We start from the raw sequence: 26,990 nt of genomic DNA, 5'->3' as shown, positions 1-26,990 counted from the left end.
CGTTAGTATGGATATGCTCTGTGTAGTTTTGCTGCTGTTGCTATCCTGCCAACTCTGATCGATAAGATCTATTGAGGATCTAACTATAATTAGACAATAGTACCCCAATAATCAGTCAAAATTATTAGTGTGCTTACTTCTCCTCACTTCCCCCGTTCGATCGGGGCATCCACCAGGTTACCCCACTCGGTCCACGACCCATCGTAGTTCACGACGTTGTCGTAGCCGAGCAGCTCCGATAGTGCGAACCACGCGATGGACGACCGCTCGCCGATGCGGCAGTACGCGACGACCTCTTGGTCGTTCGTGACGCCTTCGCTCTCGTAGAGGTCGCGGAGTTCATCGGCGTTCTTGAAGGTGCCGTCGTCGTTGACCGTCGCAGCCCACGAGATGTTCGTTGCGCCGGGGATGTGGCCACCGCGCTGAGCGGTCTCTTGGAGGCCTGACGGAGCGAGCACCTCGCCACTGAACTCCTCGGGGCTTCGGACGTCGACCAAGGGTACGCCACGTCCCATAGCCTTCTCCACGTCGTCGCGGTAGGCGCGGATGCCCTCGAAGGGGTCGCGTGCGTCGTAGTTCTGCTCGGAGAAGTTCGGTTCCTCGTCGGTCGTCGGATAGTCGTTCTCCAGCCAGTAGTCGCGGCCGCCGTTGAGCAGGCGCACGTCGCGGTGGCCGTAGTACTTGAACTGCCAGTAGGTGTAGGCCGCGAACCAGTTCGAGTTGTCACCGTAGAGAACGACGGTGCTGTCCTCATTGATGCCGTGATTCCCGAGCAGGTCTTCAAAGTCGTCCTTCTCGAGAATATCACGCTGTGTCTGATCTTGGAGCTGCGTCTCCCAGTTAAAACCGATCGCACCGGGCGCATGGGCCTCGTCGTAGGCCTCGGTGTCCACGTCCACTTCGACGAGACGGTACTCCGGATCGTCGTTTTCGAATTCGGTCAGTCGATCAGCCACCCAGTCGGCAGTCACGAGTACGTCCTTCGCGTAGTCCGTGTCAGTTTCTGTAGTGCTCATAGTGAAGTAGATTAGTGGCAGCCCATGCCCGATCCGCTCTCATTCATCATGTCGCCCATACTAGAGCCATTCATCTGGCCCATCGTATTCCCGCTCATAGTTTCCATCATCTGCGTACACATCTGCATCATCTGCATGCATTGTGCCATAGGTGATCTACCGTTTTCTTGCATCATCTGCATACACTGCGCCATGTTCATGTCTCCATTTTTATTCATCCACTTGATACACTCCTCATTCATGGTGTTTGATGATCCATTAGCTGTATCAGTGCTGTTGTTTTCGTATATTCCCATCGCGTTCACTGCACCAACAGCAGTCAGTGTAATAGCTAGAATAGCCACGACAGCAATTGTTGCTTTGCGCATTTATGTTCGCCCCACTCCGTCTATACGGCAGAACCTGTGTTAGCGATATGGGTGTGAACACACCGGATCAAATCGACGGAAATCGTTTTTACTCCGATCTAATCGTTTTTCTCATCCCGATATCGTTCATACGAGCCGTTTCTACGCAAAAGGCCGTTCTCGGACATACCTATCGTTTTACGGCAAGCAGAAATTCTCTTACAGCATAAGAGATTCGTAATTCCGCTACATTTCGAGTGATTCATCAGGATAGATCCGATACGTACGTCCTTGTGACTCACGATAGAGCAGACCGCGTTTTTCAAGATCCGTTACGGTCTGACTGACTTTTGCTTTCGAGAAGTCAGATCGATCACGGAGCTCAATCTGTGTGAGCCCTGGCGAGGTGAGGACTGGCTGGAGGATCCGTCGTTCGTCCTCCGGGAGTAGATCAAGGATGGTTGATTTCTGAGAAGGAGGACTACTGGAGTCTATGGGTTCCTCTGTCGTGTGCTTTGCAGGAGACATCTCACGATGTACCGCAGCAGTCTCCGCAGTGGCGCTAGTGGCTTCTGGTTCTACTGGTGATCTTACCTTCGATTTCGTCGTGGTTCTACCTCGGAGGGTGAGATAACCGCCTCCAATGACGGTGGCACCAATCGCAGTACTGAGTACGTAGACGAATCCAGTGGCTAGTGAGCACGAGATCATAGTTAGATATCACAACCCTTCTACGTACGTTTTGTGGTTCACTGCTTCACTGGATGAGTGAGACGAGCAAAAAGTGAGTGACGTCATGAGCACTCATGGAAAAACCGTAGGCGACTTGAAGAAGACATCTCATATCTCTCTGTCGGTTATCTAGTCGAGTACTTGTGAGTTCACTCGCTGGGAGTAATTCTCGATTGCTTTCAGGGCTATCGTCAATAGATTTTCTTCACTCTTCGGTTGCTTGCCTAGCCATGTCGACTATGAAACTCGCTCACCTACTGGCGTTGATGGACTATGTCGCTCCAATGAGAACTTGCACTCGACGATCACGGAAAATGATACGGGGAAACCAGTTGTCGCTTCAGATGACGCCCAGATCGGGGTCATTTCAGAGATTGAAGGAGGGACGGTCTACGTCGATCCTGAGCCTAATCTCGCTGATGATGTCCGTGCGATACTTGGTGGGGAGGCTGACGAATCATTCCCGCTCAATACAGACGCTCTCAAGCGGGATCCGTACGCAGATATCGCGGTGTTCCGAGTTGATCTCGATGCGCTTGACCGACGTTAGGCAATCATCTCGGGATTCATCATCCTCTCTTTCACCCCCAAATTTGACCAGGAGGACGTTTACTGGATACGCGGCCAGCAGCCCGAGCGAGAGTGAGAACACAAGTGACGTCCAGAATAGAACCTCACCCATCGTCGGCTCACCGGCGAGCCAGAGATCCGTCCCGATCGCACCAATCTCCATGACCGTGATGCTGGCGGTTTCCGAGTAGAACGCATCGACCAGCGCTTCTTTGAGTGCGACACCCTCTTGCATAAGTGGTCCGACAGTCATCGCATAGCCAGCGACGTATGCGAGCGTAAACGTGATGAGGGCAACGTAGAGGTTGCTGAGCGCGAGCAGACCCACCGTGATGACGACGCCGGTGATTTCATCTGCACCGCAGCCCGAGTAGCAGTGCGAAACTGACCGGAAATCCCGCCGTCAGAGTGAATCATGAGCCATTTGTGTCCGCCCAGTATACCAGTACCCGAGCAAGCCAAGCGGTCCTGAGTACAAGACGGTGAACCCCAAACGAATTTCATTAAACTGCCGATCGCTTCGTTACGTGTGCGGAGATCCCAGATGAGGAGCCTACTGATACAAGCACGAGCACTGCCCAACCAGCGAGATACAGTGGGTTTGTGAGAATATTCTCCAATGTCGTCTCCAAGCTCATAGGCTAGGTTCTAGTTTGGGATCCAAACTTACCATGATTTGGGTTAAGATAATTAGATTGAGGATGGTGAAGATTTTTGCTTGAAGAGGTAGCGGTGGCTTCGTTATGGATTCATACGCGCATAGCTCCTACTTTAGTCTAATTTACCTGGCTCTGTTGAAACGCTTCATCGCAGATATCCGTGTTAGGCGTTTTCTCTTGGGCAAATTTCAATGCCAGTCAGAGACGACTGCAGAAGTAGCGTTTATTTCAGTTCCATTGATATAATCACGCCCAGCACCCTTATCGGGATTACGACCGGATAAGAACATATGACGGAGTCACCGTGAATGAATAGCCTCCGCGAGCCGCTCGACACTGGAGAAGTCGCCCTTAGTGTTCTCGACAGTACGTATAGCCCGGCACTGGTTGAACTCTATGGTGAACTCGGCCTCGATTTCGTTTAGCTCGGCTTCGAACACGGTGAACCAAGCCCGTGGGATGCAGAGACGGTTGAGAGACTACTCCGTGCGGGGGAGCTGACGGAGACTGAACTCCTCGTCCGACTGCCCGTAACTGAGCCTGCACTTATACGGGATCGTCAGATTGCGTTGATCGGCGATCGACTGGTGTAAGTGGCTGTACTGACGCGTTCTCGACCCGGAAAGGGCAAAGCACACCCAATGCAAATACATCAGTAGCAATACTAAGCGAATAGTGATGAAGTATCTCCGCATGACCATTCCGCACGAAGTGGTGGCTCCTGCTTCCATCGTGACTGAAGGGAGTCTCCTCAATGTCCAACTGCTGCCCGATGGAACGCTGCTTGAGTTGGCGCATGTTCGTGCCAATTCTGAGAAGCTGCTCAATAGTATGGAGACCAGCGCCAGCACAGACCATTTCGCTCATGAAGTGGTTGAGGCACAAGATGGTCAGTGTTACATCTATCAACACTGTCGTCCAACCGAGCAGGCCCAGGAGCTCCTTCAGCTCCTCAATGAGTATCGATTGATGGTCATTTTCCCAATTCCGTTCGATGAAGAAACTGGTCTGACGATCGAGATTATCGGGAGCGAATCGGATATTCAAAACGGGTTTGACGCGCTTCCGTTGGAGGTTCGCCGCCGGACTTCCATTGAACGAGTGGGCGAATATTCGCCGATGGCACCAAGAGTGGTTTCAGCACTGACTGAGCGGCAACGCGAAGTCCTCAACGCGGCTGCCGCCGTGGGGTACTACGACGTTCCTCGCCGTGGAACCGCAGACGAGGTCGCTGACGTCGTTGGATGCGCATCAAGTACAGCCTCCGAACACCTCCGAAAAATTGAGGCACGGATTCTCTCCGCCCTCGCCGAAGAATGATTCGACCATTCCAGAGATACTACGGAATCATGCCCTTCCGAGCACGGTGTCTTTAACCGTCATAGATACCTTGCACCAGCTCTTTCCAGCAACCTCGTCTCTATCGCAGTATGACCGAGGAACCGACGGACAGATCCGGCAATCAGGACGTCGATCCGTTTATATCGTTGACTGACCTCGCGGTGCGGATTCGCAAGGGTACGGTGTCGCCCGTCGATGTCGTCGACAGCTACCTCAGTCGGATCGAGACCCACGACAAAGCGATCAATGCCTATGTAACCGTGATCGAGCACCAAGCCCGCAAGGCTGCCGAAGAAGCCGACCGCGCCGTCGAGGCGGACGAAGATCTCGGTCCGCTTCACGGTGTGCCGATCGCACTGAAGGACCTGCGATACTTCAAGGAGGGCGTTCCCCATTCGTTCGGCTCGAAGCTGATCGGCGACCTAAGCTACGTCGCCGAACGCACGACCGTGGACGTCCAGCGCTTAGAGGACGCAGGTGCGATTGTCCTCGGGAAGACGAATGTGCCCGAATTTGGCCATAAGGGGGCGACCGACAACGAGTATGTGGGCGCGACCGCGACGCCGTTCGATCTCGAGTATAACGCTGGGGGTTCCTCGGGAGGCAGCGCCGCCGCCGTCGCTGCTGGCATGGCGTCGGTCGCCACCGGTAGCGACTCGGCCGGGTCGATTCGCGTTCCCGCCGCCATGTGTGGTGTATTCGGCCACAAGCCCTCGTTCGGACTCATTCCCGTCGATTCGCGGCCCACCGCCTTCGGTCTGAAAACCCACCACTCCGTGCAGGGTCCGCTGACCCGCACCGTCGAGGACGCCGCCCTGCTGATGGAGATGCTGGTTGGCCAGCATCCGAACGATCCCTCGTCGATTCCCGATCCGGGGATCGACTTCCGAGGAGCAGTCGAGCGGTCCGTCGACGATCTCCGGGTGGGCTACAGTCCCGATTTGGACGTGTTCCCGGTCGAAGCCGAAATCGAGACCATCGTCTCGGACGCGGCGACCGCGCTGGCTGACGCCGGCGCGACCGTTGAGCCCGTGACCATCGATCACGGCTACTCGATGGACGAACTTGCGAACATGATCGAGACTACCCTCTCGGTGGAGTTTGTCGGACTCGCTGAAACGCTCGCCCGATCGTTTGGCCTGGACATTCGCGAGAATCCTGACCAGATATCGGAGAGTCTGCTCGATCTGCTGGAGCGCGGCGACCGGAAAACTATCAACGACGTGGCTGCCACAGGAATCCCCCGAACGGAGCTATTCGACGCTATTCAGGGACTCTTGGCAGAGTACGACCTCCTAGTAACGCCGACACTCGCTACTCAGGGGATGGAGCTCCATACTGACCGGGGGACCGACTGGGAACTTGGGTTGACGTGGCCGTTCAACTGGACCGGCCATCCAGCTGCCAGTGTTCCGGCGGGGTTGACTGATGACGGTCTCCCCGTCGGGATGCAAATCGTTGGTCGACGCTATGCCGATGACGACGTGTTCGCTGCCAGCGCCGCCGTTGAGCGTGAGCGCCCGTGGATCAACACCTATCCCCGGGAGTGATCCCGATTCTGAGGTAGATCAACTACTCGTTTCGCAGGTATCGAGAAGAGCGCTACTCAGTGACAGCCCATCCCCGACATCCCACCGCGCATCGTGCTGTTCATCATTCCATCCATCATGTCGCCCATCATCTGACCGTCCATCATTGAGCCGTCCTGGTGAGACGTCATGTGCTCACCCATCTCCTCGTAGCTCAGACCCATTCGATCCTGCATCTGTGCGGCTGGATCGGCACCCATGTGCTCGGTCATGTGTCGTTCCATCCAAGCAGCCCACTCGGCCGCGGTACCGTTCTGGGGAGCAGCGTCGTGGCCGGTCGTATTCCTATCGTTGTCGTGGGCGGCAACACCGCCGGCAGCAAGCAGGAGGATCGCGAGTACGGCCAGTACAGCGGGTGTGAAAGTGCGCATCTGTTATTCTACCTCACTCCCTCTATAGCTGTGGGGCGGATTTAGCGCTGTAGGTGTGAACGATGGTACTAGAGTCGATTAGGACGTTCATACGACGTTCTAAGCGTGTATCTCGATCAATATCGTTCATCGCGGTGATGCAGAGCATCGAGGGCAAAACATGAGCGTTTTAGGTGAAGGAGGCCAAATATCGCGGCAACCTGCGTGGTGATGAGCAGCTATGTCCACATCGAGAGCAGAGCGAAGTCGATGGCTTCGTGTCCTGCTTATCGTCGTCGCACTCGTCTTGTTAGTTCCCCTGTTAATGATGCTCTTTATGATGCCGATGATGGGGATGATGGGCTGGTGGTTCGGTGGTGCGTCCGGTACAGGGATGGGCATATCCCCGGTATGGGGTATCGGTATGATGCTGGTGTTTCTCGTGGTGCTGCTCGGCATTGGGTACCTTCTCTATCGGGCGTTCACTCAGGGATTGTTCAGCGGTGGTGATCCTGCTCTTGAGGAACTGCGACTCGCCTATGCCCGCGGGGAGCTTTCGCAGGAAGAGTTCGAGCAGCGGCGAGAAGACTTACAGCGGACGAAGTGACGTTAGAGTTGCTGTCAGTCCTTCACGAGTTCACCGGGGTAGACGCGGTATGTCCGGCCCTATTTCTCGCGGTAGATGAGGCCGCGATCTTCGAGTTCGCTGACGGCTTGGCTGACTTTGGCTTTGGAAAAGCCGGAGCGCCTGCGGAGTTCAACCTGTGTCAAGCCCGGTAATCCAGAATCGGCTCGATAACGCGTTGTTCATCTTCCGGTAAAAACGTTAGTGCGGTGGGTCGTTCTAGGATCGATCTGTTCGTCGTCGGCTGGCTCGCGGTCGTGAACGTAACGCTCGCCATCTTCAACCTCGTTCCGGCGTTCCCGATGGACGGCGGGCGGGTCTTTCGGGCGCTGCTCGCACGGACGCGCCCGTACGGGCAGGCCACCCGAATCGCCGCACGTGTCGGCGTCATCTTCGCACTGGTGTTCGCCGTGATTGGCGTGTTCTCGTTCAACGTCATCCTCCTGCTTGTCGCACTGTTCATCTACGGAGCGGCGACCTCCGAGTCACGCACGACGGCACTCGAAGATTTGCTCGCTGGAGTCACCGTCGCGGACATCATGACGCCCGATTCACGCACTATCTCGGCCACCTCGACGGTCGCGGAGTTCGTCGACCAGATGTTCGTCGACCGTCGAACCGAGTTCGGCGTCACCGACGAGACCGGCGCCACTGTCGGTATCGTCTCACTGCAACACCTGAAAGACGTCGACCAGTGCAACCGTGCGACCACTCCGGTTGCCGACGTAATGGCCGAAGAACCGCTAACCGTGCAGGCGACGGCGGATGCCTTCGACACACTCGTCGAACTCGGCACCACGAAGACGTCGTACGCCCTCGTCGAGGAAGACGGCGCAATCGTCGGGATCCTCTCGCAGGCTGATTACGCGGGCGCACTCGAATTACAGCGGGGTATCGGTACGGTTGGCGAGCGCGATCAGTCTATGCCGATGACTGGGGCCGGTGACGTATCTGCCTCCTGGTGTTAGTGTAGATTTGAGTTCGAGCCTCTCAGAACACACCACATCATGTCTATTCTTGGATTCATGCGACGCGAGATGTGTTGACACCCTCCTCGCGCTAAAGCACGGGGCTTTCTCCTTGTGCTTCCGTAACAGTGAGAACGTTCAGACCGAGTGCAATCATATGGCCTCGACGTACCTGGCGTTCTCTATCAGTTCGTGGGATCCTCCGTTAACTCCGCTTCTGGTGCATTCTTGACCACACTTTGGAGTCCTTTCCACGCGTTGTGTTTGCGTGTGTAACCCTCGCCACTGGTCGCGATGATGTTCCCATTGCGGTGGCGGAGCCGCCACCGCCATTCCTCGGCTTGGTCACGGAAGACTTCAAACCGGGCCAGCGCCTGCGAGGCGTTTGTGCCTTCCGCAGACGCTGATAGTTCATCTCGTTTGTCTGGAAGATCTCCACTGAGAGAGAACGCGGATTCCTCGTCGTCTGGAACGGGCCACGTTAATTCGAGTTCCAGATTCACATCGTCGTCCTCCACCTCGAGTTCGATTTCGAGCTCGAGTTCTTCAGGGATTGTGGCAGTGACTGCCTCCGTGCCGTCGCTCAACCGTATGGAGCCAGCATGGACCCCATCCAGTACACCGCTGAGCACCGCTGCTATTTCCTCACGACTGCCCGTCAGTTCGGACTCGTATTCGTAGTCTCTGGACACACCAATACTGACGGGAACATCCGTGGTAAAGCATCGCAAATATGTCCTGCGTTGGGGAGGAACGACTTATATACACTATTTTGGTCCCTCACCATCTAGGGAACAACGTACCAGGCATTCACTCCACGAAGTTACATCAGAAATGACCGGCAATCTCCCGGCTTGTATCTCATATAATCACAACCTAACCTACTGTGAAAAGTGACGACTTGAAACGTTAGCGTGCTCCATCTCTTTGGAAGATGAACGAATTCGACGGAGTTATGCGCGCGCTATCGGACGGTAGCCGCCGACAGATACTGATCGCACTCCGCGACGAGCAGTACATCCATCCGTTCTCTGTTGATGGAGACGAACGGGACCGAGCTATCCAGCTCCATCACGTCCACCTTCCGCTCCTGGAGAAGAACGACCTCGTCGCGTGGAATCGGGATACTGGTACCGTGAGGAGAGGGGACGATTTCGAGGCCGTCGAACCCATATTCACAGCACTGGAAACCCGACGTGATGCTCTTCCCGACGACTACCTTCCGGAAGAAGGACAGACATGTTAGGGAAAGTTAAGACTATACTTAGCCGACTGAACACGAGCGCCGCCGACGGGGTCGCTGACGCTTGGCCACGCGGTCAAACGTCGGTCAGCGAGGATGGAGGGACAACGGATGAAACTGCCACGAACGGCTCTGACACCGCCTCACAACCGCACCTGTACAAGTGTCCCTCGTGTGATCAAGTCTACGTTGCCACCGACAAACGCACGTGTTTTACGTGCGACATCGCCGTCGATCGCGTCGAATAGACTGACTACTCTGTTCAGAAAGCGAACATGAAATCAGACAACTCACATCCACCGCGGGATTCCACCGAGTGGGATAACCCGGATCTTTGCCCATTCTGTGGCACGGCCTTGCGGGACGGTGGAGCGGGATTCATGGAACCCATCGAAACAGCCGATACATGTTGGGAGCGGTTCGAGGCGAGAGGATTTCGCAGAAGTTGAGACTGACTCTCTCAATGCATGAATCATTCCACACAATGTTGCCTGGTTCGATCTATTCAACAAACGTCATGATCACCTTTGATTCCGCCTTTCGTATCAGCTCTCCAGCGGTACTATGGGCACATCCGAGTTCAATTGCGATATCCTCGATCGTTCCCGTTCGGGGAATCTGATAATAGCCGACAGTGACGGCAACCTCTAACGCTGTCTGTTGTCTCCTTGTGAGCGTCGTCGGTGATATCTGACGCTGGTACTCTTGGACGGATTCGATTTCAACTTGTAACTCACTCTGCAATCGACTGTAGAATTCGCTTAGTTGTTCTGCTCCACCAACAGCTTCGAAACACACCTCTCTAGTGTCGTAAAACGTGACTGGTGGAACAGTGATCACCTCTGATTGGGAGAGGATTTCGAGTAGTGAGGGCTCAAACTCCTACTGTGTCTGGTTGATGAATTCATATGTTCCGTCACTTTCCGGATGCAGATGAAACGTGCCGATCGCTTCGATGCTTGTCAGTATTTCTGTTACTGCTCTTCGTGATCCGTCAAACCAAGATAGCGTCGTCGCAGTAGCCATTGGATCCCACATCAGTAGCCTCCCGTGCGAAATTCTGTCGCCCTGGATGATCTGCCGATATATTGGATGTGAAAAGCCCCCCAAATCGGTCACCCGAAACGATATACGCTTCATCGATTGATGGAGATCTGGTAGGTATATAAATACCCGCACTAGTCCGGGACGATAATATTCCCGCCAGAAGAAAAAGATTGATCCACATAATATGGGTAGAGAGCTAACAAAACAGGAAGCAGATACCAAGCAAACCATTTCCATCGATGATGGCCGTTGCGTTTCTTTTACTGAATATGGCGCGGCTGACGGAACACCGGTTGTATTCTTGCATGGGACACCGGGATCTCGCTTTCTTGGAAGATGAGACTACAGTGTGCTTAGTAGGCCTGTGATACATGGTTTCGGACGAATCAGTACGTAGAAACTGCCTCAGATCGCCTCTCAAACACCCATTCTTGTTGTTTTAGTAACTATTCCAATGATTTCTCGAAACTACTACCAGTGTCGCCACTTGGAAAAGCAACGTGCGGCCTGACTGAGTAACTTTCTACCCGATTCCCGTCGCCTTCTTCAGTAGCGTGAGCGTGTTGTCGGCCGTTACCACCGGCGAGTGCTCGTACTCACCGGTTAACGCGACTTGGACAAGCAGATCGACCGCTCGCCAGATTGAGTACAACAGACAGGCGAACCCGAAGTAGAAAAACCGTAAGACGAAGTTCTTCGACGTTGTTGCGGCCATGAGCCGCTTGATACTCCGATAGCCACTTTCGATCTCCCAGCGATAAGCGTACTCGCTGAGAAATCTCTCGCCTCCGTTCGACATGAACACCGAGTACTGGCGGTGATCAGTGTACTTAGCATCCTCTTTCCGGCGATAGACCAATGTCGTATTGTGCCACTCGTTGCTCCCGAGATGGAGGTTCCGATCGGTTACGTACCGATCTTGATCTCGCTGGAATAATCGTTTTGAACGACTCGCTCACATATTCGGATGAAATCATTTTGAGCAAGTTTCATTTCACCGGATTGATCGTCGGGGAAATAATGCCGACGAAATCTTTGCAGACACTACACACAGGGAAGTTCAGCAGCGTCTCTGGAAACCGTTATAAATGAAAACCGCAGGAGGGAGGATGAATGATTTAATTACCGAGTAGGGTCCTCCTGTTCAGGTGTCTCTAACCACTCCTCAGACCATACTTCTATTTCATCAAATACTGGACAGAGTGACGCACCTTTTGGGGTCAATGAATAATACGTAGCGATTGGAGAGTCTGTTTCCACTCGGCGTGTGACGAAATTCAAGTCAGTGAGATCATTCAACACGCGCGAAAGGGTCCGCGAATTTGCTCCAGTCGAACGTTTGAGTTCGTTAAATCGCTTCTCGTCTTCTCGAAGGTCATGAAGAACGATGAGCCGCCACTGTGAACCGATTTGCTTGAGTGGACGAATAAGCGAGCATGGTCCTTCTTTGGACTTCTCCGCCGTCTCTTGTTCTGTATTAACTGACATTAATGTCACCTACTGATGTTTATGTTAGCTATACTATATATGGGTTCGCATTCGTACTTGGTAGTGCAATGCAACCAACCATCGGCTGCACGGTCAGTGGTATAGAACAGAAAACTCTCACAGTCCAAAGCGGGGGGGACATCTGATGGCGCTTGATGTCGGCCTTGGAGCGATCCTCTTGCTCGTTGGGCGCATCCTCTTTGGAGTATCGCTCGCGTATCTGGGGCTCAATCAATTCATGAACGCTGACGAGATGACCGGCTATGCCCAATCGAAAGGAGTGCCCGCCGCCGGACTTGGAGTCATCACGTCGGGGGTGATGCTCATACTCGGCGGACTTGGCATTATGTTAGGTGTGTATCCGACCATCGCGGCGGGGATGCTGGCGGTGTTCCTTCTCATTGTGACGCCGATGATGCACGATTTCTGGGCCGTCCCAGAGGAAGAACGGCAAGACGAGATGGTCAACTTCCTATTGAATACTGGGCTGTTGGGGGCATCACTGATCTTCCTCGTGCTCGGCGGAGAGACGTGGGCGTACGCGCTCAATATCGGGATGTGAGTTCCATGAACCCATGTACACTGTACGTCGGAACCGAAGACGGCCTTCGGACCATACGTATTACCGACGTAGATACGATAGAAGACCTTGAAACTGGGATGAAAGGACAGGCGATCAGAGCGATTGCAATCCATCCGGACAATCCATCTATCGCTTACGTTGGCTGTGGACTACGCGGTTGGGGACTTCACTACACAAACGATAGTTGCAAGACATTCACGTCGGTCGGGTTCGAAGACGAGTGGGTCTGGGGAGTTATCTTCGCACCGGACCCCAACACGATCTACGTCGGCACGGAGCCACCGATGCTGTATGTCTCTCACGATGGTTGCTCGTTCGACGCACTGTCGGCAATAGAAACACTACCGAGCCGGTCGGAGTGGACGTTCTTTCACGAACCGTTCTACGCCGGGCACGTCCACGGGCTTGCGATTCACCCCGATCGGCCGGAGCGGCTCTTCGCTGGCGTCGAACACGGGGCCTTCATTTACAGTTACGATGGAGGGAACTCGTGGAACGAAGCACTAGTCGGCTATGATCTCCACCGTGTTGCTGTCGCCCCGACACATCCGGATCGAGTGTTCGCTGGAGCGGGCGAAGGGCTGTTCATCAGTAAGGATGCGGCACAGAGTTGGTCTGCTGTGGAGCAACTCCATGGAAAGTTCGTTCACGGGATCGTGTTCGACCCGGAGAACCCGGATACCGTCTATGTGTACGTGGATTTAGTCAGTTCACCGCTCTATCGGAGCACGGATCGGGGGCGGACATGGGAGCCGATCGCCGAGGGGCTGCCAGCTGCGAATCCAGCCGATCCACTGTGTGTTCACCCGGACGACTCCAATGTGCTGTTCTATGCGGGGAACAGCCATAATGAGAACGGTCGGTTGTTCATGAGTACTGATGCCGGCGATTCGTGGGAACGCCTGTCGTTCGAATTGCCGAAAGTGTGGCGTCTGGAGGTGGCTGTCCATGGCTGACGCGATCTTCGATATCCCGGACGAAAGTCGACTGGCCTTATTCTGGCGGACAGCAATCGTATTTGTTGTCATCGTGCTGATTTGGCTGGTGGTCGGAGAAGGACTCGGTTCATTGTTTGGACCAGCGTACGCGGATCGCGTCGGCCACGCTGTCCGGGCGGTGGTCATTATATCCCATCGACTTGAGGGCTGAAGCCCCAGAACTCGCAGAATCTCCATCCGTACTGTCCATTCCAGCACCGCCACCTACGTCCATACCTCCCATTCCAATTCCACCATCTCCGCTAGCTGAAGTTGGCTAGGTAGAATTCGTCATGCATAGCTACCTGCGAAATGTAGCTTAATGGGTCAAATTTCGCGGTCGACTGTGCATTAGAAATCTTACCTGCCCATCATCAGTCTCAAGGGAGTGATGACCACTCCGATCGACTAACGGTGATGAAATTCCCGCGAACCGAACACTTACACCCGCAATCGGCGAGTGAGAGTATATGCCAAAGCCAGTTGACCTCGATCACACGGCCGATATCGCCCGAATCACGATCAACCGTCCCGACAGCCTGAATGCGCTTACCAAGGAAACGATCGAGGCACTTTCCGACGCGCTCGATCGAACGCAGGACGCCCGCGCTGTGACCATCACAGGAGCGGGCGACGAGGCGTTCATCGCCGGCGCGGATATCGGCTACATGCAGGATCTCTCGACAACCGAGGCGTATGAATTCGCGAAGATCGGCCACGACAAGGTAATGCGAAAGATCGCGGGGCACCCCGCCCCGGTCATTGCTGCAATCAACGGCTACGCCTTTGGGGGCGGATGTGAGGTCGCGCTCGCCTGCGACCTTCGGGTGGCGAGCGAGAACGCCACCATCGGGCAGCCCGAACTCGACGTCGGCATCATCCCGAGCTGGGGAGGGATCCAGCGACTCGCACGACTCGTCGGCGACGAACGCGCCCGTCGGATGGTGTTCTTCAGCCAGCGTCTCAGCGCGAAGGAGGCACTGGAGGTCGGACTGGTGGGCGAGGTCGTCGCCCAGGAAGAACTCGACGAACGCGTTCGCACGCTCGCCGAGGATCTCGCCGACCGACCGAAGATCGCGCTCCAGGCAGCCAAGGAGGCGTTTACCCGGGTTCACGAGGCCCCCCTATCGGCGGGCCTTGCATACGAACAGCGTCTCTGGAGCGGGCTATTCGGCACCCACGATCAGCGCGAGGGGATGGCGGCGTTCGTCGAGAAGCGCGATCCCATCTTCGAGTAACGGGCAGTTTTGCGGCGCGGCCGTCAGAGATGATTTTTTCGCGACGATTATCTGGTGGGCATTCGTTCTAGTTTAGTCAGAAGTCAAGCAGATGGGCTTCTCATGCATAGTCGATTTGTATTCATTAAACTCTGGGGACAACTAGGTTGTGAATAATCGCTTGGATCAGTAGGATCAATTAAAAATAACGTGAATCTATAATTTCACTTGAGCGGCTATTTTATAACAGCTCGACACGGCGTGGCTGACGTGGTTCGATGGAATGACTTACAGCGTGTTACTTCCCGTCTCGGTGCTGGGGGTCCTGGAATTCGTCAGGGGTATTTGCGGCCGCATGACCCCTTCGGAGCTCCGAGCGGGAACGAGCAGTCTGCTGACGTTCAGATTGATGTGACTCTGGACGGTTCGGGGGGTCGTACTTGTGGCCGTCAGTGCAACACTCATCCTCGGAATAATGGGACTCGCCAAAAATGGAGATTCCTTCCACCAATATAGCAATGAGATACCTCGAAGAGTTCTAGGCCGATATCGAAAGAGGAATTCATTACAATTCGCAATATGCTACGATCCGCAACAAAAAAAGTATAGCCTCAGCAGTGGGTTATTTGGCCAGCAGGATTTCCACAGGTGATTCGATGACAGAAGAACTTCTGCGGCTCTCGGTGGAACTCTGGCACCCAAACTGCTGGACATCCGAACTCGCAGTGGAGACAGGCGCGGGAGTGCTCGGTCACGGTGGTGTCACAGACGGCATGACCGCGCACGAACGCTGTACAGTCCATGGTGACGACACGAAACAGGTTGTCGCCGCTGTCGAAACCGCACAGGCGTCGGATCGAATCAGCTCCGTCCGTGAGGTGACGGCCCCGACTCGACAGGCTCTGTTCGGCGCGCCCGCAATCGGTACCTACTCGCAAGATATATTCATCAAGTATGATGTTCCCAGGTGTATCGAACCAGCGTTCCGCTCACGGGGATTTGTTCTTGATGACTATGCCCGTATGGAAGACCGGAAGGAGTTCTGGCAATTCCTCGTCCGAACCGACCGGGAGACACTTAACCGAATGCTTGACAACATTCGTATCGAACACGATGCAGAGATTACCGTTCAGAAAATCACACCGATTGCCCCAGACGATCACGATCAGGTGATCACAGAACGAGAAGCGATGCTCACTCCGCGCCAACATGAAGCACTCACGCTCGCCAGAAAGCGAGGCTACTACACGTGGCCGCGAGAGATAACAGTGCGCGAACTCGCCGCTGAACTAGATATCGCAAAAACCACGTTTCTCCATCATCTCCGAACCGCCGAGGCGAGACTGTTAGCCCCAGATTCTGGGTCCGAGTCAGACGTGAACGATCGAACGATGCCTCGGTAACTGTAACCGCGGAAGGCAGTGGCATTCCCGACGCGTTCGACCATGGTCGAACAACGACTATCGTCGTTCTCGACCGAACACACCACTATGTGCCCGAACAATCAACGTGGTGATATCCTGTGTCGGACCGAGTGACGTTCGATCGAACCGGAGCGCTCACCGGGTTTCACGCATGCCTTCCAATCGCGATGGGTGTCGCCACCTACGGGCTCGTGTTCGGCATGCTCGCTCGCCAGGCCGGGCTCAGTGTGCTTGAAATCGGACTGATGAGTGCCCTCGTCTTTGCCGGGTCCGCGCAATTCGTGGCGATCGAGCTGTGGCAGACGCCGCTTCCAAGTCTTACGATCATACTTACGACGCTTGTCGTCAACTTGCGTCACATTCTCATGGGGGCCGCACTGCGTCCGTGGTTCTCGAAACTCAAGCCAGCGGAAACCTACGGCAGTGCGTTCTTCATGACCGATGAGAACTGGGCGCTCACGATGGGAGAACTCGCTGATGGATCGACGAACGCTGCATTTCTCCTCGGGAGTGGAATCGCTGTGTTCCTCGCATGGATTAGCTCGACGGTGATCGGCGCAGCCGTCGGCGGCCTCATTACTGATGTCGCTCGGTATGGATTGGATTTCGCGTTCACTGCCGTCTTCATCACGCTCCTCGTCGGTCTCTGGGATGGACGCTCTGACCTCGTCCCGTGGATGAGTGCTGCCCTCGTCGCGGTAGTAGCATCGCAGGTACTCTCTGGTTCGTGGTATATCCTTCTAGGCGGACTTGCGGGGAGCGTTGTCGCGGTGGTGAGCAGTAATGGCGACTGATGTGCTCGTCGTCGTGACGATACTTGGGATGGGAATCGTCACGTATGCAACGCGAGTCGGTGGTATCTGGGCGATCGAACGAATTGAAGTGTCCGACCGCACCGAAACCGCTCTCGAAGCGATACCGGGGGCTGTCCTCATCTCACTCATTGCTCCTACAATTGTACACGGTGGGCTCCCTGAGTGGGGCGCAGCCTTCGCCGTGCTTTTCGTGGCCGTACGGACGGGGAGCATTATGCTGACGATGATCATCGGAGTCAGCGTCGTCTGGCTATTACGAAACGTTTCAGGAGTGTTCGTTTGATCAAGTACTGTGAGTGGCGCAGGGATCGGTAGATGTCGTCGAACGATTCATCAACAATGGAATCACCGCCACCAGCCGGAGATTCAGAACCGGCATTCAATCTGCGATGGGGATCGTTGTATGACCTTGGCAGCCATTCAGCTGACGCCAGCCATGCCGGCTGCTTCCGATTCTCGCTTCGCTATGTCGGGTCGGCGAATGACGATCCGACTATCGAGACGCTGATCGCCGACCTCTCTATCGATCCAGAACTTCCTGATTCACGAGCAACATGGCATCGGAATTTCACACCGCTCACTCCGTGGATCAGAGCCCACGTCCTCAAACAGGCAATGGGCTGGAACGGCGAGAAACAGCTTGCCGAACACTTCGAAACAAACCCCAGAGCTAACGGTCGCATACGGATTTGTCGACAGTAATTCGATAGGGGAGTCGGAGCGGATGCAGCCGCAACCACCAACCCAGTCCCGACTCTGGGAGATGTGGCACGAGGAGTTCAGCGACGACCTTCGGGACATCTGCCGTGACGTAGCGACCGAATTCGTCGAGTTGGCACGTGAGGAGGGTATCCCCACCCCGGCTGATGTCTTTCAGTTTGAGGATGAACAGAACGTCTCGGAGCGGTCGGAAACCTGACTTATTGCTGACAAAACAAAGGAGGTCTGGCAGCACGCCAAGCCGTTCGTCACCGAGGAGTTCTTCCTCAAACGCGGCGACAACGCCCAAATCCACGAGAACGCGTTCTGGGAGCAACATGCGTTCATGGGCGTCCGCAAGCACATGTTCGCCGAAAGCGGCGCGGACAGTTTCTACGTCGACTCGACCCGTGAGAAGACACCCTCTGGATCGTGTCATAGGTGGCAGATCCGTAAGTTGAGCATCGATGAAATGCGTAGACAGCACCGGTGGACCACGAAGCGTCTCATCGAACGTGCTCGGCGCGACGGCGAACTTGTCGGGGAGCTGTGGGCGGCCATCGACGTGTCTAAGGGTGCGCCGTTCACCGGCGTGATGGATACCGACGACGAGGGAAACGTCGTCGAGCCGTACATCCTCGGCCATCGAGACGGCAACTACTATCACCAGTGGGCGAGCATCCAAATTGTCGGCCACGACATCCCGCTCGTGCTTGACGCGCTACCGAAAAAGCGTGGCATGTCGAAGAACGAGATCGTGGATGAATTGCTCGAACACGCGACCGAAATGGTTGATGACTTCGATCTCGTGATGATGGACCGGGAGTTCGATAGCGATCCGGTCAGGAAGACCTGCGAAGAGCATGGCGTGTACTTCCTCAATCCGAAGCGAAAGTTCACCGACGAGAACGACACCATCGAGGAGATGAAGCAAAACGACGAAACCGTCAGGGTCGTCGAAGAGTTGTCTGAGGACCAACCGACTTGGAAGAACCTGTTCCTGCCTTCAACGAGGAAGACGCCAGAAGACGAGGAGAGGGATAACGAGGAGAGAGACGGCGACCACGATGAGAGGCCGAATTATCGGCAGGAGATGCGTGATGACCTTGGGCTGACCGAAGACGACATCGACGGGGATGCATCCCCGCTGAGACGCCTTCTCGGGGAAATTCGTGGCGAGGAGCCACTGGAGACGGAGGATGCCGATGGTGACAGCACGGGATTCGTGGTGTTCCAGACCAACCACCCGTTTGTCTCGGCTCGTGATGAGGACGGCGCACCCTATACGGAACGCGAGCAGATCCACATGATAGCGCGTCTGATTCGGTGGTACCGCCATCGATGGGGTATCGAGAACGGGTATAAGAAAATCAAGACGTTCATGGTGCGGACCACCTCGACGTGCCCCCGCTATCGCTTTTTCAATTTCATGTTCGCGTGCGTCCTGTACAACGTCTGGCGGCTGGTTGATCTGCTCGTCAAGCTCTCGCTGGAGGCGAATCCCGATTACTTACCGCGAGTTGACGCCAACCAGTTCGTGACGATAGCGAAGCAGTACTACGGTCTCGATCCACCCGACTGACGCTGAGTTCTCTCCGGGGCCGTGCCTGCTGAGCAATAGCTCTCTCACTCATTGATTGTTCCAACCAAATAACCACAGTTTAAAATATTTTATAGAAAGTAGTGATTTTGAATTCGTCCTGACGGACGTAAAACCGGGGCGGAAACAGTCAAGTTCGAGCGATTATCTGGCTACCTAATTGCCATCAGAACGTTGTGAGTTTGATATAGCGCCATATGATATATTGATTCCGAAACGGTGGTATTTGGGGAGTACAGTCCTTCATGTGGGGTTTTACACTGGAAGTGGTGGTGTGTGGTGTACTTCCGCATAATTCGATAAGTGGAAGTGCGATGCCCCCGGGAGGGGGAGTCGAAAATATGCGTGGAAGCTCCTCTCACTGAGATGCATATCCAGAGAGTGATCGCCGAGGATTTTTTACAGTGCTAGCGTCACGCGTTGTTCATCCGCTGGCTCGTCATCTCATCGCATGTTTGGCACGTCGCAATGCGGTATGGTTCCCGTGAGAATTCGGCGTTCTCTTTCTTCTTGCTCTCTGTCCGGATCTCAACTGTAACTGTATGCGAGGTCTCACGGTCGCAGTTCTCACATCGTTCAACCACCGTCTGAAATCCCTGGCGTTTTGCCGTCATGGCGATTCTCCCCAGCTTATAGAGCGACGAACACGAGCATAAACAGCGACCTTTGTTAACCCATATTCGAACAGGTTTATGCCCATTATTGGCGGAGGATCTCTCAGAAATGGCCAAGTAGAGGAAAAGAGCATCAATAAATAACGAGGCATTGCGTACGACCATTATGCGAGAAGGTGCAGAGTGAGAAAAGTCTCCGGTATTGGAGTTCATCAACAACGTAGGTGATCCACTACTCGAACGAAACTGCACTTTTGCTAGTTACATATTTGTTGTGTTCCCTCGTAGAGTGAGGCTATGCGACTGAGAATACCACTGACCGTACTCTTGCTTATTATCACCGTTTGCGTCCCACCTCCAACGGCAGCGACAGCTCCTTCGACATCTGTCCAGGCGTGTTCATTTCCAGTAACTGAAGTTGATGCGACTGAGACGAACGTAACAATCGAGCAAGAACCCCAACGAGTCGTCACACTCGCGCCGAGTGCCGCCCAAATAATGTGGGAGATTGGTGCCAAGGATAAGGTCGTCGGAGTCACACAACATGCAAGCTATCTTGAGGGGGCCGAACGGAAGGTAAATGTCTCAGGTACTGGCCAATCCTTCATTAATATCGAAAGGGTCGTGGCGCTCGAACCAGATCTCGTTCTCGCACCAAGCGTCACGGACGAGCAGGCAGTTCAAACGCTTCGCGATGCTGGGTTGACGGTGTACTACTACCGAGATGCAACCACCATCGAAGATATCTACCGCGATACCAAGGTAACTGGCCGCCTCGTTGGTGAATGTGATGGTGCCCAGGAAACTATAAATTGGATGAAAGAACGCATCAGTACTGTTCGTCAGACTGTTAAAGGACAGGAGCGCCCAGATGTATTGTATCTCTTCTATGGATTCACTGCGGGCAGGGGAACGTTCGTTAACGAAATCATCGAGACGGCGGGTGGTACCAATATTGCAGCTAAAGTCGGTATCTCCGGGTATAAGCAAATCAATCCAGAAGTAATTGTCAAACAAAATCCTGAAGTAATCCTCCTCAACGATGAAGACCCTGCGGTTCCAGATACTCCGGCGTACAATAATATCACTGCCCTACAGAAGAATCAAACCGTGATCGTTCCGATCGAGTACCTAAATCAACCTGCGCCTCGAGCAGTCTACGCTATCACGATTCTTGCGAAGCAATTGCACCCACAAGCATATGCAGAAGCAAACGCAACCACAACCAGGACGACTGTCGGTTATCCGCCTGTTTCTCCTGTGAAAACTGCTCTTAGCGGCGAACGGACTCTGGCTCATCCTCTAAGAGTAACAGAAGATAGAACTAATTTGAGTTCGAGCTATCCGTAGCCGCGTTCGCCACCACTACTACATATCCTGTTCTTAGCGTGCCATTCCAGGAGTGGAGAGAAGCAACAAATTCTCGTGATCCACTATTGATTAGATCGATATTTTATTCTTAGGTTACTCAAATGATTACTACTCGTAGGATACGACTAATCTCCTGTGCTCACTCTCGAATTCGAAAACGAAATCAGGAAGCGGAATATCTTTCGTTCCGCTGTTTGCGGTAAGTCACGCAGTCTCGCGAGAGACGGAATAGATAGAACTCGTAGTGAGTGTGATCCTGTCTTAACGAGGGCCGACGTCGATTCAACTGAAATCTCTTGGCCGTCTTTCTCAACCGTCTTGATGACTCCCTGTCCTGTACTAGGGATTTTTGTTAGATGATTGCAGTAATTCTTTTATTTCACGATTAAAAGTACTGGTCATTCTCGTATTTTTCACGAACCGATTGCACTCGGCGAGTTGAATGGAACCGGTTCTGGCGAGTTGGTACCTCTCCCGTCCGTTCACGGCGTGAACACCTCCGCACTCTATTCGATACCACGGTCACAAGCGTTCTGAAGAGGTCGAACGAAACGGCGTCGAACGTGAGCTCTACTTCGAACATTCAGAGTTCCTCGATGAACGCGTCAAATGCCCCGCTCTCGGGATGGACGTGACAGTACGTTCCCAGCGTCCGATATTCGACGAGACCGTCACGGCCGTCGGTGATGCCGTCACCGCGGACGACGTCGAAGGCGAACCGCGCGTCCGACCCAACGTCGGCGCTGGAGTAGTGGAACTCGTGGCCCCGTAACGTCGCGCCCGCGTTCGTGGTGAGCGTGTCGGTACGGGTGGCGAGTTCCACGTGGTCGAGCGCCTGATACCGATCGTGCATCCGTACGTCCGCAGGGAGGACGCCGGCCATATCGAAGCGCTCACCCTCGGTCGTTGTCAGAGTTTCGGCGAGCGCCAGTAGCCCGCCGCACTCCCCATAGATCGGCAGTCCGTCGGCGGCGCGCTCGGCGAGCCGTTCGAGCGCCGGATTCTCTGCGAGCGCCGCGGCATGCAGTTCTGGATAGCCACCGGGGAGGTAGACGCCGTCGCAATCCGGGAGGTCGTCCCCACCAGTCGGGGCGAACGAGACCATGTCGGCACGCTCCCGGAACCGTTCGACGGTCGCCGGATAGCAGAAGCAGAAGGCTTCGTCTTGCGCGACGGCGATTTGCGTCTCGGTGCGAGAGCGGTTTGCCGATTTGGATGGTCGGGGAGGCGTGCGTGCGACGTCAAGGAGACGGTCGGTGCGGATGTGTTCGGCGACGGCGTCGAGTGCTTCGGAATTGAGCGGCGATTCGTCGCCCATATACAGTCCCAGATGGCGTTCTGGGATGTCGAGGTCGTCACGCGGCGGGATACGGCCAAGATATGCCAGGTCGTCGGGGAGCGCATCACGGATTCCGCGCTCGTGACGTCCACCGTGTGCACGCTGTGCGATGACGCCGACGACATCGATGTCGCGGTTCTCATGCGCGTCGTACCGTTGAAAACCGACTGCCGTGGCGGCGACACTTTCCATGCCAGCTTTGGCGTCCACGACGAGAACGACTGGGAGATCGAGCGACTCGGCGACCATGGCGGTGCTCGAGCAATCGCCGTCGTACAATCCCATCACGCCTTCGACGACGCAGACGTCGCCCGCTCCACAGTAGTAGTTCCGCCGAAGTCCCGCCTCACCTTGGAGCCAGCAGTCGAGGGTTCGGGACGGCCGACCGGCCGTCTTCCGATGGTGGCTGGGGTCGATGAAGTCCGGACCGGCCTTTGCGGGTTGGACTTCGTATCCCGCGACGGTGAGCGCGCGAATAACCGCGAGAGTGACGACAGTCTTGCCGACGCCTGACCGCGTGCCACCGATGACGAGACCTCTCATAGTTTCGCTAGTTGATCGTCGGCCACGAGCCTGTCGTAGACGGCTTCGATCTGCTCGCGCAAGCGGGCCATCGAGACGTCCGCTCGGTCGAGGAGGGCCAGTGCGCCGCCCATCCCGACGCCTTCCTTCGCTTCACCGGCGACGTAAGCGTCCATTGCCGGATGATCTCCGCAGCGGAACTGCGGATCGGTAATAATCAACTCCAGACCGAGGTCGGCTGTCAACTCTTCTATCGCGGCGGTCTCATCGGCCGCGATGAACGAGGTCGTAGCGAGCGAAAGCGAGTCGTCCATGCCAGCGTGTCGAACGAGGGCGGACGCAGCGGCCTGTTGCGTGCCCCCAGCCAGCGTCACGTCAGTTCCGGATTCGATTGCTCCGATGGTCATCCCCGCGACGCCGATAAGAACCGGATCTCCGACGTGACTCACCGCCTTTATCGGTTCACCTTCTGCATCACCCTCCGACAGATCACTTGCTTTCAAGGCGTCGTTCACTACGTCCCGTTTGAGGGTGAGTGGATTTTCGGGTAGCGACGAGGAAACAGTCGTTCGTTCTCCGAGCGCGGTCAGGACGCCGAGTGCGGTCGTCGTTCCGCCTGGGATCGTCTCGCCGATGACGATTTCGTCGTCGGGAAGTGCACGTCCGAGGCGTTTAGCGTTCTCGAACACATTTTTAGCATTTGGAACGGAATGGGACTGTCGGATGTCCTTGCCGCTCTCTTCGCCAATCGTGACCGTCGGCGCACTTGTTGGGGCGCTAAGACCAGCATCGACGCCAAGGATCTCGAATTCGAGTAATTCCTGTACGGCACGGGAAACGACTGCGGGGCTCGGGCACCCCGTGGGACTGACGGGCACGACGGGGGACAAGGTCGGTTCCCCGTATTCGAGGAGTTCGAGATCGGCGCTCGGTGTGTGCACCATTACGGTGGAGTCGGCTCCAGCGGCGCTGATACCGTCTATTTCGGCCGTGTGCGTGCATCCGGCGACTAGAACGAATCTCATCGTGCTATCGATCTTCTTATCGGGTTTTCTCTCTGGCACCATCGGACGAAACCACCTCGTTGTGAACTCATGATTACTCCATCTATTTTGAGTTAGTACAAATAGACTTTAATTGTTTCGTCCGGCCAGAGGGCAGGGGTAGTCAATTGAAATTGTCTTATACCGCGATCAAATACAACCAAGATTGAAGTAGCACAACCACGTTTGGCTTCATATGAGTGAAGATACAATTGAACGTGCTCAGTCAGACCCCGAGAGGACTGACCGAATCAAGGATTCATCTGTCCCTATTCAAATTCCGCTTGCGAAAGAAAGGGACACGACGAGCCAACAAACGAGTGTTCAGGAGCAGGAGACCAGGAACGTGCTGTCGGATATCGTCGAGCGTAGTAAACGGGAAGAACAATTCTCCCCCGACGTTGCGGAATCCGATAATCGAGATCGGTCGGTAAAACGGATTAATGAAAAAGGAGAGACGGGCACGGTGTTCTTGGTCGGTTCCGGCCCAGGAGATCCAGAATTGCTCACGAGGCGGGCCTGGCGGCTTCTTCGGGAATCAGATGTCGTTCTGCACGACTCGTTGACCGGTGACGAAATCGTCGACCAACTTCCTGAATCAGTGGAGGTCATCGACGTCGGAAAACGCTCGCCACAGCGAACGACGCAGGACGAAATTAACGAGCTAATGCTCGAACGATCCCAAAAGGAGGAAGCCGTCGTTCGTCTCAAAGGTGGGGATCCAAACGTCTTCGGCCGGGGAGGGGAAGAGGCGGAATACCTGGCATCCGAAGATATCCCCTTCGAAATAGTCCCCGGGGTTTCGAGCGTCCTCGCCGTGCCGAGCGTGAGCGGAATTCCGCTGACACACAGGGACCGATCCTCGAGCCTGACCATTATAACAGGACACCAAACACCGGACAAGGATGAGAGCGCCATAGACTGGAGTGCGATCGCCGATTCGGTCACAGGAGGCGGGACACTGGTCATTCTAATGGGTGTAAATCGGCTGCCGAACAACGTTCGGGCACTCCGAAAACATGGGGTACCGCGTGGGACGCCCGCGGCGATGGTACAGAAAGCGACGTGGAGCGACGAGAAGACCGTCACAGGAACGTTAGGCAATATCGTTGGGAAGAGCCGAGAGGCGGCGATAGAGTCCCCTGCGGTTACGATAGTCGGTGACGTCGTTACCGTGAGAGGTAACGTAAAAGAATGGCTGCTCCGTTAGAAAATGCACAACTAGCGTGACTCTTTCACGATTTCGAGAATAGGACGGACTACCCATTGGCTGAGAGACCGCCACCTTCGAAAACTCGATGGTTCGCCGACAAGTCTCCGAACGTTCGGCGTGCCGATAACATGGTGCGGTTACAAAGGGAGCCCCCGGACGTTCGATGGACTTGACGCTGTCATCAACAATGCAGGAAACGTCCGACCGAATACGGCGACTGAAATCACCGATGACCAGTGGCAAGATGTGGTAGAAACAAATCTTAGTGAGCGTTCTACACGGTGCGAGCAACGATTCCGTACCTGGCTCCGGATGGTGATATCGTGAATATGTCCAGTATCGGTGGAACTGGCGGCACGGTCGACGCGAGTTACGCGGCGAGTAAAGCTGGCCTGCACGGCCTTACCCGGGCGTTGGCCCGCGAGTTCGGTTCGGATGGCGTTCAAGTGAATGCAATTGCCTCCGGCCCAGTGGAAACGAGTATGAACGACGAAATCATCTCGTATCTCGAGGCGGTGGATTTCCGAGGCCACGAAAACGTCGATACGCACCTCCCGACCTACGCCTGTGAGCCGAAAGACATCGCTCACACCGTCAAATATGTGCTGGAGAAAGTCGTTCTTCAGCACGAGATCGTAAACGTAAACGGCGGGATGCAGTTTCGATAGGTAGACTAAGTGATGCTTATTCCAGGCGGAAGTTTTCCGCTGGCGTCCAAAACTTATTAGGCAATCGCTCTCCACGTGAAATTCAAGCAAACTTGGTCTAACTAAAGCCAGTTTGTATATCGGCGGGATTCCAAAATGACAAACGAAGCACTCCTACTCATCGGCCGGAACGCCCCGCACGCTCGCGAAGTGTACGAAATCCACGCGAATCGGCTCAGAAATCGAGCCAGCATCGGCGAAGTGCACGTCGCAACGTACGAAAATGAACCGATTCGTGAACTCCGTGAGACATTCGTCGAGATCGAAAGCGATCGGGTCTATGCCGTACCCATGACTACAGCGCATACGTACGATACGACCGACGAAGTTCCAGCTGCGCTTTCGTACGTCCCCGGTGAGGTGCGCTACTGCGAACCAGTCGGTCAAAGTCCTGCCGTCACGGACGTTCTTACCCAACGAGCCTCGGAAGTACTGCGAGCAAGCGACGATGCGTCGCTCGTGCTCGTGGGTTTCGGAAGCAGCTCGAAACCGTATCAGCGTCAGACGGCCGAATACCACGCGGCACGTCTGAGTGACCAGTCGGACTACGGTGAGGTCCTTACCTGTTACCTCTTACAGAATCCAACGGTTGAATGTGTCCGCTACAACACTTCGAACAGCCGTACGGTCGCTGTTCCGTTGTTTTTGACGCAGTCTGAAGCGACAGAGGAAGAGATTCCGACGAAACTCGAACTCGCACGCGGCGGAATCGAATACGCTGACCCGCTCGGCGACCACACGCGAGTAACCGACGCGATTCACGCGGAGGTCGAAAAACAACGCGTACTTGCCAGTAGCGGAGACGGCCCAACATCGTTTGAAACTCAGCTCACCCAAAATCACCGTCCCGTTGCGACCGACGGAGAGGGAGTGCGGCGGTAGTAGATCGGG

At 55.0% G+C, this 26,990-nt stretch carries 32 protein-coding genes and 2 pseudogenes; 19 read left to right on the top strand and 15 right to left on the bottom strand.

Annotation, left to right across the window (positions count from 1 at the left end):
• Window positions 1-143 precede the first annotated feature (143 nt).
• The 3 genes from LIW51_RS35225 to LIW51_RS35215 all read right to left on the bottom strand — a co-directional run bounded on the left by LIW51_RS35225 (window position 144) and on the right by LIW51_RS35215 (window position 1,891).
• Window positions 144-1,016, bottom strand: a complete 873-nt coding sequence (locus LIW51_RS35225) for a sulfurtransferase (protein WP_227380193.1) — start codon at window positions 1,014-1,016, stop codon at window positions 144-146.
• A gap of 11 nt (window positions 1,017-1,027) precedes the next feature.
• Window positions 1,028-1,384, bottom strand: a complete 357-nt coding sequence (locus LIW51_RS35220) for a hypothetical protein (RefSeq protein WP_227380192.1) — start codon at window positions 1,382-1,384, stop codon at window positions 1,028-1,030.
• 225 nt (window positions 1,385-1,609) lie between these two features.
• On the bottom strand, window positions 1,610-1,891 hold the full coding sequence (locus LIW51_RS35215) for a helix-turn-helix transcriptional regulator (RefSeq protein WP_227380191.1): 282 nt from the start codon (window positions 1,889-1,891) through the stop codon (window positions 1,610-1,612).
• A gap of 424 nt (window positions 1,892-2,315) precedes the next feature.
• Here LIW51_RS35215 and LIW51_RS40280 point away from each other — a divergent pair, with 424 nt between their 5' ends.
• Entirely contained in the window at window positions 2,316-2,645 is a 330-nt protein-coding gene (locus tag LIW51_RS40280; RefSeq protein WP_497007422.1) for a DUF8593 domain-containing protein, read from the top strand.
• Here LIW51_RS40280 and LIW51_RS40275 read toward each other — a convergent pair.
• Both LIW51_RS40275 and LIW51_RS40270 read right to left on the bottom strand, forming a co-directional pair.
• A pseudogene (locus LIW51_RS40275) lies at window positions 2,642-3,303 on the bottom strand (DUF4396 domain-containing protein). The gene LIW51_RS40280 and the pseudogene LIW51_RS40275 overlap by 4 nt on opposite strands.
• A gap of 320 nt (window positions 3,304-3,623) precedes the next feature.
• Complete coding sequence (locus LIW51_RS40270; protein ID WP_438267491.1) at window positions 3,624-3,764, bottom strand: hypothetical protein; 141 nt, start codon at window positions 3,762-3,764, stop codon at window positions 3,624-3,626.
• 238 nt (window positions 3,765-4,002) lie between these two features.
• Between LIW51_RS40270 and LIW51_RS35195 the strand changes: the two genes are divergently transcribed.
• Together LIW51_RS35195 and LIW51_RS35190 are read left to right on the top strand one after the other, a co-directional pair.
• Entirely contained in the window at window positions 4,003-4,644 is a 642-nt protein-coding gene (locus LIW51_RS35195; RefSeq protein WP_227380189.1) for a helix-turn-helix domain-containing protein, read from the top strand.
• Between the two features lie 110 nt (window positions 4,645-4,754).
• Window positions 4,755-6,215, top strand: coding sequence for an amidase (locus LIW51_RS35190; protein ID WP_227380188.1), 1,461 nt, complete (start codon window positions 4,755-4,757; stop codon window positions 6,213-6,215).
• A 56-nt stretch (window positions 6,216-6,271) separates the two neighbouring features.
• On the opposite strand, the gene LIW51_RS35185 is transcribed toward LIW51_RS35190, so the two are convergent.
• Window positions 6,272-6,625: a hypothetical protein gene (locus LIW51_RS35185; RefSeq protein ID WP_227380187.1), complete on the bottom strand. Its 354-nt coding sequence runs from the start codon at window positions 6,623-6,625 to the stop codon at window positions 6,272-6,274.
• A gap of 220 nt (window positions 6,626-6,845) precedes the next feature.
• Between LIW51_RS35185 and LIW51_RS35180 the strand changes: the two genes are divergently transcribed.
• Complete coding sequence (locus LIW51_RS35180; protein ID WP_227380186.1) at window positions 6,846-7,211, top strand: SHOCT domain-containing protein; 366 nt, start codon at window positions 6,846-6,848, stop codon at window positions 7,209-7,211.
• Between the two features lie 59 nt (window positions 7,212-7,270).
• Here the strand turns inward: LIW51_RS35180 and LIW51_RS35175 are convergent, their stop codons facing one another.
• Entirely contained in the window at window positions 7,271-7,375 is a 105-nt protein-coding gene (locus LIW51_RS35175; protein ID WP_438267490.1) for a helix-turn-helix transcriptional regulator, read from the bottom strand.
• A gap of 63 nt (window positions 7,376-7,438) precedes the next feature.
• Here LIW51_RS35175 and LIW51_RS35170 point away from each other — a divergent pair, with 63 nt between their 5' ends.
• The gene (locus LIW51_RS35170; protein WP_227380185.1) at window positions 7,439-8,197 is read left to right on the top strand and encodes a CBS domain-containing protein; all 759 of its coding nucleotides are present in this window, start codon (window positions 7,439-7,441) and stop codon (window positions 8,195-8,197) included.
• A 185-nt stretch (window positions 8,198-8,382) separates the two neighbouring features.
• Here LIW51_RS35170 and LIW51_RS35165 read toward each other — a convergent pair whose 3' ends face one another.
• On the bottom strand, window positions 8,383-8,889 hold the full coding sequence (locus tag LIW51_RS35165; protein WP_227380184.1) for an HVO_2922 family protein: 507 nt from the start codon (window positions 8,887-8,889) through the stop codon (window positions 8,383-8,385).
• 242 nt (window positions 8,890-9,131) lie between these two features.
• On the opposite strand from LIW51_RS35165, the gene LIW51_RS35160 reads away from it, so the two are divergent.
• Window positions 9,132-9,443 carry a hypothetical protein gene (locus LIW51_RS35160; protein WP_227380183.1) on the top strand — a complete coding sequence of 104 codons (312 nt, stop codon included), beginning with the start codon at window positions 9,132-9,134 and terminating at the stop codon, window positions 9,441-9,443.
• Window positions 9,444-9,715: 272 nt separating this feature from the next.
• The gene (locus LIW51_RS40265; RefSeq protein WP_438267489.1) at window positions 9,716-9,889 is read left to right on the top strand and encodes a DUF7501 family protein; all 174 of its coding nucleotides are present in this window, start codon (window positions 9,716-9,718) and stop codon (window positions 9,887-9,889) included.
• 52 nt (window positions 9,890-9,941) lie between these two features.
• On the opposite strand, the gene LIW51_RS39725 is transcribed toward LIW51_RS40265, so the two are convergent.
• The 3 genes and pseudogenes from LIW51_RS39725 to LIW51_RS35145 all read right to left on the bottom strand — a co-directional run bounded on the left by LIW51_RS39725 (window position 9,942) and on the right by LIW51_RS35145 (window position 11,975).
• Entirely contained in the window at window positions 9,942-10,238 is a 297-nt protein-coding gene (locus LIW51_RS39725; RefSeq protein WP_227380182.1) for a helix-turn-helix domain-containing protein, read from the bottom strand.
• A 772-nt stretch (window positions 10,239-11,010) separates the two neighbouring features.
• A pseudogene (locus LIW51_RS35150) lies at window positions 11,011-11,439 on the bottom strand (transposase); the annotation flags it as partial.
• A gap of 170 nt (window positions 11,440-11,609) precedes the next feature.
• A complete protein-coding gene (locus LIW51_RS35145) occupies window positions 11,610-11,975 on the bottom strand; it encodes a winged helix-turn-helix transcriptional regulator (RefSeq protein WP_227380181.1) in 366 nt (121 codons plus the stop codon).
• A 145-nt stretch (window positions 11,976-12,120) separates the two neighbouring features.
• Between LIW51_RS35145 and LIW51_RS35140 the strand changes: the two genes are divergently transcribed.
• The 7 genes from LIW51_RS35140 (at window position 12,121) to LIW51_RS35110 (ending at window position 17,274) form a co-directional block, all read left to right on the top strand.
• Entirely contained in the window at window positions 12,121-12,537 is a 417-nt protein-coding gene (locus tag LIW51_RS35140) for a DoxX family protein (protein WP_227380180.1), read from the top strand.
• A 5-nt stretch (window positions 12,538-12,542) separates the two neighbouring features.
• Window positions 12,543-13,514: a WD40/YVTN/BNR-like repeat-containing protein gene (locus LIW51_RS35135; protein WP_227380179.1), complete on the top strand. Its 972-nt coding sequence runs from the start codon at window positions 12,543-12,545 to the stop codon at window positions 13,512-13,514.
• On the top strand, window positions 13,507-13,707 hold the full coding sequence (locus LIW51_RS35130) for a hypothetical protein (RefSeq protein ID WP_227380178.1): 201 nt from the start codon (window positions 13,507-13,509) through the stop codon (window positions 13,705-13,707). The genes LIW51_RS35135 and LIW51_RS35130 overlap by 8 nt, the downstream gene beginning before the upstream one ends.
• A gap of 298 nt (window positions 13,708-14,005) precedes the next feature.
• A complete protein-coding gene (locus LIW51_RS35125) occupies window positions 14,006-14,773 on the top strand; it encodes an enoyl-CoA hydratase/isomerase family protein (protein ID WP_227380177.1) in 768 nt (255 codons plus the stop codon).
• Window positions 14,774-15,408: 635 nt separating this feature from the next.
• Window positions 15,409-16,155: a helix-turn-helix domain-containing protein gene (locus LIW51_RS35120; RefSeq protein ID WP_227380176.1), complete on the top strand. Its 747-nt coding sequence runs from the start codon at window positions 15,409-15,411 to the stop codon at window positions 16,153-16,155.
• A gap of 119 nt (window positions 16,156-16,274) precedes the next feature.
• Window positions 16,275-16,970 (top strand): AzlC family ABC transporter permease, encoded by a 696-nt coding sequence (locus LIW51_RS35115; protein WP_227380175.1) that lies wholly within the window; start codon window positions 16,275-16,277, stop codon window positions 16,968-16,970.
• Entirely contained in the window at window positions 16,960-17,274 is a 315-nt protein-coding gene (locus tag LIW51_RS35110) for an AzlD family protein (RefSeq protein ID WP_227380174.1), read from the top strand. Before LIW51_RS35115 ends, LIW51_RS35110 begins: the two co-directional genes overlap by 11 nt.
• Window positions 17,275-17,661: 387 nt before the next feature.
• On the opposite strand, the gene LIW51_RS35105 is transcribed toward LIW51_RS35110, so the two are convergent.
• Window positions 17,662-18,129, bottom strand: coding sequence for a hypothetical protein (locus LIW51_RS35105; RefSeq protein ID WP_227380173.1), 468 nt, complete (start codon window positions 18,127-18,129; stop codon window positions 17,662-17,664).
• A gap of 18 nt (window positions 18,130-18,147) precedes the next feature.
• Here LIW51_RS35105 and LIW51_RS35100 point away from each other — a divergent pair, with 18 nt between their 5' ends.
• On the top strand, window positions 18,148-19,272 hold the full coding sequence (locus LIW51_RS35100) for a transposase (RefSeq protein WP_227380172.1): 1,125 nt from the start codon (window positions 18,148-18,150) through the stop codon (window positions 19,270-19,272).
• Window positions 19,273-19,703: 431 nt separating this feature from the next.
• Here the strand turns inward: LIW51_RS35100 and LIW51_RS35095 are convergent, their stop codons facing one another.
• Window positions 19,704-19,904, bottom strand: coding sequence for a DUF7835 family putative zinc beta-ribbon protein (locus tag LIW51_RS35095; protein ID WP_227380171.1), 201 nt, complete (start codon window positions 19,902-19,904; stop codon window positions 19,704-19,706).
• A 297-nt stretch (window positions 19,905-20,201) separates the two neighbouring features.
• On the opposite strand from LIW51_RS35095, the gene LIW51_RS35090 reads away from it, so the two are divergent.
• Window positions 20,202-21,254, top strand: a complete 1,053-nt coding sequence (locus LIW51_RS35090) for a PGF-CTERM-anchored ABC transporter substrate-binding protein (RefSeq protein WP_227380170.1) — start codon at window positions 20,202-20,204, stop codon at window positions 21,252-21,254.
• 604 nt (window positions 21,255-21,858) lie between these two features.
• Here LIW51_RS35090 and LIW51_RS35085 read toward each other — a convergent pair.
• Both LIW51_RS35085 and cobT read right to left on the bottom strand, forming a co-directional pair.
• Entirely contained in the window at window positions 21,859-23,157 is a 1,299-nt protein-coding gene (locus LIW51_RS35085) for a cobyrinic acid a,c-diamide synthase (protein WP_227380169.1), read from the bottom strand.
• A complete protein-coding gene (gene cobT, locus LIW51_RS35080) occupies window positions 23,154-24,203 on the bottom strand; it encodes a nicotinate mononucleotide-dependent phosphoribosyltransferase CobT (RefSeq protein ID WP_255767702.1) in 1,050 nt (349 codons plus the stop codon). Before cobT ends, LIW51_RS35085 begins: the two co-directional genes overlap by 4 nt.
• Before the next feature lie 172 nt (window positions 24,204-24,375).
• Here cobT and cobA point away from each other — a divergent pair, with 172 nt between their 5' ends.
• The 3 genes from cobA (at window position 24,376) to LIW51_RS35065 (ending at window position 26,981) form a co-directional block, all read left to right on the top strand.
• Window positions 24,376-25,389 (top strand): uroporphyrinogen-III C-methyltransferase, encoded by a 1,014-nt coding sequence (gene cobA, locus LIW51_RS35075; RefSeq protein WP_227380167.1) that lies wholly within the window; start codon window positions 24,376-24,378, stop codon window positions 25,387-25,389.
• Between the two features lie 332 nt (window positions 25,390-25,721).
• Window positions 25,722-26,060, top strand: a complete 339-nt coding sequence (locus LIW51_RS35070; protein ID WP_255767701.1) for an SDR family oxidoreductase — start codon at window positions 25,722-25,724, stop codon at window positions 26,058-26,060.
• A gap of 135 nt (window positions 26,061-26,195) precedes the next feature.
• Window positions 26,196-26,981 (top strand): CbiX/SirB N-terminal domain-containing protein, encoded by a 786-nt coding sequence (locus LIW51_RS35065; protein ID WP_227380165.1) that lies wholly within the window; start codon window positions 26,196-26,198, stop codon window positions 26,979-26,981.
• Window positions 26,982-26,990 lie beyond the last annotated feature (9 nt).

It is taken from the genome of Haladaptatus halobius, assembly GCF_020618475.1.
GTDB lineage: Archaea > Halobacteriota > Halobacteria > Halobacteriales > Haladaptataceae > Haladaptatus > Haladaptatus halobius.
This window is presented reverse-complemented; position numbering and strand designations above follow the sequence as displayed.